The sequence below is a fragment of the Photobacterium sp. OFAV2-7 genome (assembly GCF_022347985.1).
Taxonomy (GTDB): domain Bacteria; phylum Pseudomonadota; class Gammaproteobacteria; order Enterobacterales; family Vibrionaceae; genus Photobacterium.
Map to the genome: position 1 here is coordinate 1 of NZ_JAKRFQ010000249.1, position 6,056 is coordinate 6,056.

Below are 6,056 nucleotides of genomic sequence, written 5' to 3' on the forward strand. Positions count from 1 at the left end.
CGCTTTTTTGGATTCAATAAAGTGCTTACTAATCCGTAAAGTGGGTATATAACTAATAAAATAATGATAATCCGACTTGTGATTAAGTGGGTATGGGAGAGAGTTTTTGGCAAATATAATGCTGATCGCAAATCTAAATTGTGATCGTGTGCTGCAGTTGGATAAGCCGCTGGTTACGGGAGGACGTCATCACTATCTTGATGATGGTCGCCGCCTGGGCGGTGGTGGGGCCAATACCGGGTTGGGGCTGGTATGGGCTGGCCACGATGTTGCCCTGGTTAGCCAGGTAGGAAAAGATGAAACAGCCGACTGGCTATTAGCCGAAGCGAGCCTGAGTGGTTTAAATTGTGCTTTGTTGCACCGTAATGACGTAGTAACGCCAGAGTTACTGCTTTTGATGACGCCAGATGGTGAGCGGACAATTATTCGCCCGCAACGACCTAGATTTGTGCTGGGAACACCGCCTCGTTTTGCCAACTGGGATGCACTGTATATTAATTCGTCGGCAGAAGGGTGTGAATTGTGGGCACTGGAAGCATTGGATCATTCATTGGTTGTTGCACAGTTGGCAAAAGATGAACGCTTACGCCCGTGTCATGTGTTGATTACTTCTGAGTCCGATTTGGCTGAGAGAACCACGTTGCCCTTGTGGGAATATGGGCGAAGTATTGCCGGTGAGGCTCTACGGTATTTTGTTGTCACAGATGGAAAAAATGGAGCTAAGGCCTACACGGCAGATGAAACGCATTTTGTCCCTGCGCTGGATACGGATGTGGTTGATACAACCGGAGCAGGCGATGCGTTTGCCTCAGGGTTGATCCATGCATTGGTCAACAGAGAGTCGATTGTAGATGCCATGGCTGAAGGGGCAAGGTGGGCGTCATTTGCAGTGGGAACTCAAAGCTCTGTTCCGGGAGAGAAGTTGAAGCAGTACTTAAACCAATCTATATAAGAATTTGATCATTCTTGCTGGTTAAAGTCGCTTTTAACTTCGTTATGATTGTTAAAAGTAAAAAGCCCTGAAGATTTGTATCCTCAGGGCTTTCTTTTAGCTGTTATTTTTTAAGCTTAGTGATCTTTGATTTATTGAGAACGGCACGGCGAAGTCGGGCGCGTCGTTCGGCATCAGACTGATCAGTTGGGTTATTGGTGCGGCCTCGGCGATCTTTGAATGCCGATTTAGTATGCATTTTATGTAGCAGTGCATCGCGGTTGGCTGGCTCATAGCCGGCAAGCTGGATACGGCGAATACGTTGTCTGATTAGTTTTTCAACCTGAACCAGAGTCAGTTCTTCATCGCGGCTAACAAACGAAACGGCATGGCCTTGTTGTCCTGCGCGGCCAGTACGACCAATACGGTGTACGTAGTCTTCGGCCAGGAAAGGCATGTCGTAGTTCACGACGTGCGGCAGTCCCTGAATATCCAGACCTCGCGCTGCAACTTCAGTCGCTACCATCACGCGGGCTTTTCCTTCTTTAAACTCATCCAGCGCACGGCGTCGGGCACTTTGCGCTTTGTCTCCGTGGCAGAGAACGGCCTTAATGCCATCAAGCTTAAGCTCTTTAACGAGCTCGTTAGCCGTTTCTTTATAGTTAACGAAAACCAGCACCTGTTGCCAGTTCTTCTTGCCGATAAGCTCAGAAAGAAGCTCGCGTTTGCGATCGTCGTCTACCGGATAAACAACATGGGCAACCGTCTCAGCCGTTGCATTCTCAGGGCTTACTGAAATACGTTTTGGTTTACGCAGGATCTCGTTGGACAGCTTGTTCATCTGGCTGGAGAAAGTTGCCGAAAACAGCATAGTCTGAGGCTGGGTACGGATATCATTCATGATCATGCGGATATCTGAAATAAAGCCCATATCCAGCATACGGTCTGCTTCATCGAAGACAAGGAACTCAAGGTTCGCAAGTGAAACGTTGTTCAGCTCCATGTGCTCAAGCAGACGGCCTGGTGTGGCGACAAGTATGTCGAGACCCTGCTCAAGTTTCTTTTCCTGAGAGGCCATTTTGGTGCCGCCGTATATGGCCGCAACATTGATCGAGACGAATTTTGTGTAGTCTTCAATATTTTTGGCAATTTGTGCCGCAAGTTCGCGGGTAGGAGCCAGAATAAGAGCACGGACATTAAAACGGCTACGCTGCTTAGGGTTATCACAGATCTGCTGGATAATCGGTAGTGAGAAGGCAGCAGTTTTGCCGGTGCCGGTTTGTGCATTGGCAAGAATATCATGCCCGCGACGAGCATGTGGAATCGCTTGTTGCTGAATTGGCGTTAATTTCTCGTAACCGCACTCAGTAAGTGCGCGAACAATTTCCGGAGAAAAGCTTTGTGATGCAAATGACATTCGTTGTTCCTAAAGCAGACGGCTGAGCCTGACCAAAAATACGGTCGCCGATTATAGATGAATAATGCTTATCTGTGGGGACTAATTTTACGTGATTGCTTGATAATTGTCCGATTTTTGCTTTTGGTGTGCTCAATTACTTTGTTGAAGTTTGTTATAGGCTGTTGAAACATCGGTTTTATCTTCAGGCTTGTGCAAAAAATAGTTGGCCTGCTCGATATTCTTTTTCATTAAATGGCTAAGATGACGAATAACGTCATGCTTTGGCGGGTTGCCGGTATTGGCAACAGCCACAATATAGGTTGCCATCGCCTTGAGCGATGCAAGCCTATAATCCGTTGCAATTTGTCTTATGTTGTTGGCACTCAATGCGAGCTGTTGATAGCTATCGGAGCGATAATAGAGAGGCAGCGATTCATATTCACAGCTCATTGATGTAATAAAGTGCTGAAGTAATTGAATGACTTTTTGTTCGTTACCATCACATTGTTCAATAAGTTTTCGGTAGCTGATGAGTTCGGTTCCTGCTGAGCAAGCCCCCGTTTGTTGATTGAGTTGCCCTTTAAATTGCTGAGAAAACTGTCTGAGTGTTTCCCGAAATTTAACGTCAAGTATCGGTTTGGAAAGAATGGTATCGGCACCAGCATCGAGAAACTCATTCTGGTTCTTCTTAAGGATGTCAGCGGTGCAGGCAAAGATGATGGTATCTAGTTTTAGTTGCTGGCGAATAATTTTGGTTGCGGTCAACCCATCCATAGTTGGCATGTGGTTGTCCATCAGAATGAGATCGAAGCGCTCTTGCCGGAGCGTATCGATTGCCTGTGAGCCGTCCTTCACTGCCGTTACGCGGTAACCTATGCGTTGGCAAAAGGACTGGGCAACTAAAGCATTGATTTTATTATCTTCAACAATTAAGACCTTGAGCTTTTCTGGCAGGGGCTCTGATGACTCTACGCAAGTTGCCAATATGTCGGCATATTTATCACTCATTGAATCAATGATGTCGACGCGCATGCTTACAGTGAATGTGGTTCCTTTGCCAATAGTACTTTCGACTTTGGCGCTGCCGCTCATTAATCCGGTTAGTTGTTTGACTATGGCCAATCCTAGGCCAGTACCGCCATAGCAACGAGTAGTACTCGATTCTGCTTGGGTGAAGGGTTCAAAAATATGTTTGAGACGCTCTTTTCTGATACCGATGCCAGAGTCTGAAATTGTCACAATCAGCAGGGATTCTGAGCAGGAGCCGCATTTTTCGGTATGAATAGAGAGGTCGATCCCTCCGCTTTCAGTGAACTTTACCGCGTTGCTTAAAATGTTGTAAATCACCTGCCGAATTCGTGACTTGTCACTGCGAAGAATTGTTGTCAACGGAAGCGTTGTGTTCAGATTAAATGTCAGGTTTTTCTTGTGGCATATTGGCTTATAGGTTGCTTTAATCGGTTCGATGAGATCGGCAAGCTGGAAAGTATGGATTTCAAGCTCCAGCTTGTTTTGTTCAATTTTAGAAAAATCGAGAATGTCGTTTAGAAGAGAAAGCAAATGCTGACCAGATTCCAGCAAGATATTGAGCTGCCTTTGTTGCTCCGGTTGTCGCTCTGATTGTTGTGAAGTGGACATAATTTGCGCCATGCCTAACATACCATTGAGAGGTGTCCGTAATTCGTGGCTCATAACAGCGAGGAATTGTGACTTGGCTCTGTTAGCGTTGTTGGCTTGCTGTGTGGCAACTTCAAGCTCTCTGGTGCGTGTTTTTACTTTGTTATCAAGCTGGGTGCGTTCTTGTTTTAAAGATTTCAACGAAGCGTTGAGCTTGGATGACATCTTATTGAATGTCTGGCTTAGGTGGCTGATATCATCACTTCCGCTTTCCGGCAATTTATCCCGGCAAATACCGTTACTGTTGGCAATTTTATCCATGGCGGTTATACAGGCTGAGAGGCGTTTTTGAACCGTCACCCTGTAAGTAATCAATAGTGTGAGGGTAATCGACAGCAGGCCAATCAGAAGGGCAAAAGTAATATAGCGGCTGATCACAATACCATTTTGTATAGGCTGTGTAATATCTGTTTGTACTTCTAATATCCCTCGTAAATCGCCAACTTGCCATTGATTGCCGGTTGGATCGGCAATCTGGTTATGACAGTTCACACATGTCTGGTTGCTGAGTACATCACTAACTGCTACGCGAATATATGACCGTCCATCGGAATTATATTCTTTGAAATAGGTACTTGTCGGATCTTTGGAGAGAGCCTGCCAGGCTGCTAAGCCGAATTCATCTAACTGCCTGTTTTTACGGTTTGGAAAAGGATAAGGGCTGTAGAGCCTGATTTGGGTTCCTTTATCGTGGAGCCTTCGACTGACTTCCTGAACCAGAGTGGCAGGCAGTGGGATTACGCCATTGTCATGTTGAACATCGGTTCCGACGCTTAGTGTGGTGTGAGCCAAGATCTCGGATAAAACTGTTTTCGAGTAGACGTCACGTAAAACTTTAAATTGGGTGACGGTGTGTTCTGAGGAGGCGACAGCCTGACGAACCGTGTTGGCCGCAATAATATGAGGAATATACGAGTAGAGAAAGCCAACTATCACCATGAACACAACAACAATGGGAAAAAGCAACTTATGGAAAGTGTTCACCTGCGCACCTTTCTATGAATAACGTATATATACGGCAGAATTCATATTGATAACTCTATAAAGTTAGTCGAGTTGGACGTACTTTTCCTGCATGTAGAAGAAATTTGCTTAATATTTAGGACTATTTTAAGTAATTAATTAGAAATGACTTATTGATTGATAATGAGAGTGTTTTTCATTTTCTTGTGAGCCGTTACAATAGCGATGCTCACAAATGGATGGAATAAAAATGAATATTAGCCGTCGAAAGTTATTAAAATTGTCTTCAGTGCTTGCCAGCACGTTTGCATTGCCCGCCTGTACATTAAATGCAATAACAAGAACAGAGAATGGATATGTTTATGATCTCTCGGCAGAGCCAGCTACAGCAGAGTTAGTAGCAGGATACGAAACCGATGTGCTGGGGTTTAACGGTCAAATTCCTGCCCCGACGATACGCTGTCGTCAGGGCGAGAAAGTCACAATACGCTTTACAAACAAGCTGAACGAGCCGACAACGATTCATTGGCATGGGCTGCGGATACCTATTGAAATGGATGGTGTGCCGTTTTTAAGTCAGCAGCCGATTATGCCTGGTGAGACATTTACCTATGAGTTTATCCCGCCGGATGCAGGCACCTTCTGGTATCACCCGCATATGAACAGCGTGGTTCAGCTTGGCATGGGATTAGTTGGAGCGATTGTCGTTGAAGAAGTAACACCTGTCACTTTTGATGTTGAGCAAGTGCTACTTCTAAAGCATTGGCATATTGATAAAAAAGGTAACTGGAAGAAACTGATGGTACCTCGTCTGAGTGCCAGAATGGGGACACCGGGTGAATGGGGGACCGTTAATGGTGAACATGCACCGACTTACGAGCTACCTCAGTATGCGATGACGCGATTACGCATAGCCAATGTTGACAATACTATTACCTACCCGATAGCTGTTGAAGGGGCCCAAGCTTGGATTATTGCCATAGATGGTAATCCGATTGAAAAGCCTCGCAAGCTCGCTGAGCATAAAATCGGTCCGGGAATGCGTGTTGATTTGGCGGTAGAAGCGCCTTCAGCCGGCAAGCAATT

4 protein-coding genes are annotated in these 6,056 nt (G+C 45.6%); 2 read left to right on the forward strand and 2 right to left on the reverse strand.

The features are described 5' to 3' along the window. Nucleotides 1-118: 118 nt before the first annotated feature. On the forward strand, nt 119-952 hold the full coding sequence (locus tag MHN01_RS13645; protein ID WP_239411845.1) for a PfkB family carbohydrate kinase: 834 nt from the start codon (nt 119-121) through the stop codon (nt 950-952). 103 nt (nt 953-1,055) lie between these two features. On the opposite strand, the gene MHN01_RS13650 is transcribed toward MHN01_RS13645, so the two are convergent. Together MHN01_RS13650 and MHN01_RS13655 are read right to left on the reverse strand one after the other, a co-directional pair. Further along, on the reverse strand, nt 1,056-2,348 hold the full coding sequence (locus tag MHN01_RS13650) for a DEAD/DEAH box helicase (RefSeq protein ID WP_239411846.1): 1,293 nt from the start codon (nt 2,346-2,348) through the stop codon (nt 1,056-1,058). Nucleotides 2,349-2,480: 132 nt separating this feature from the next. Continuing rightward, nucleotides 2,481-4,991 (reverse strand): ATP-binding protein, encoded by a 2,511-nt coding sequence (locus tag MHN01_RS13655; RefSeq protein WP_239411847.1) that lies wholly within the window; start codon nt 4,989-4,991, stop codon nt 2,481-2,483. A gap of 229 nt (nt 4,992-5,220) precedes the next feature. On the opposite strand from MHN01_RS13655, the gene MHN01_RS13660 reads away from it, so the two are divergent. Further along, nucleotides 5,221-6,056 (forward strand): multicopper oxidase family protein (locus MHN01_RS13660; RefSeq protein ID WP_239411848.1); only part of this gene is annotated, 836 nt, incomplete at its 3' end.

Excerpts from the sequence above, each read along its gene's own strand:
- MHN01_RS13645 (WP_239411845.1), top strand. The coding sequence starts at position 119 with ATGCTGATCGCAAATCTAAATTGTGATCGTGTGCTGCAGTTGGATAAG.
- MHN01_RS13650 (WP_239411846.1), bottom strand. The coding sequence starts at position 2,348 with ATGTCATTTGCATCACAAAGCTTTTCTCCGGAAATTGTTCGCGCACTT.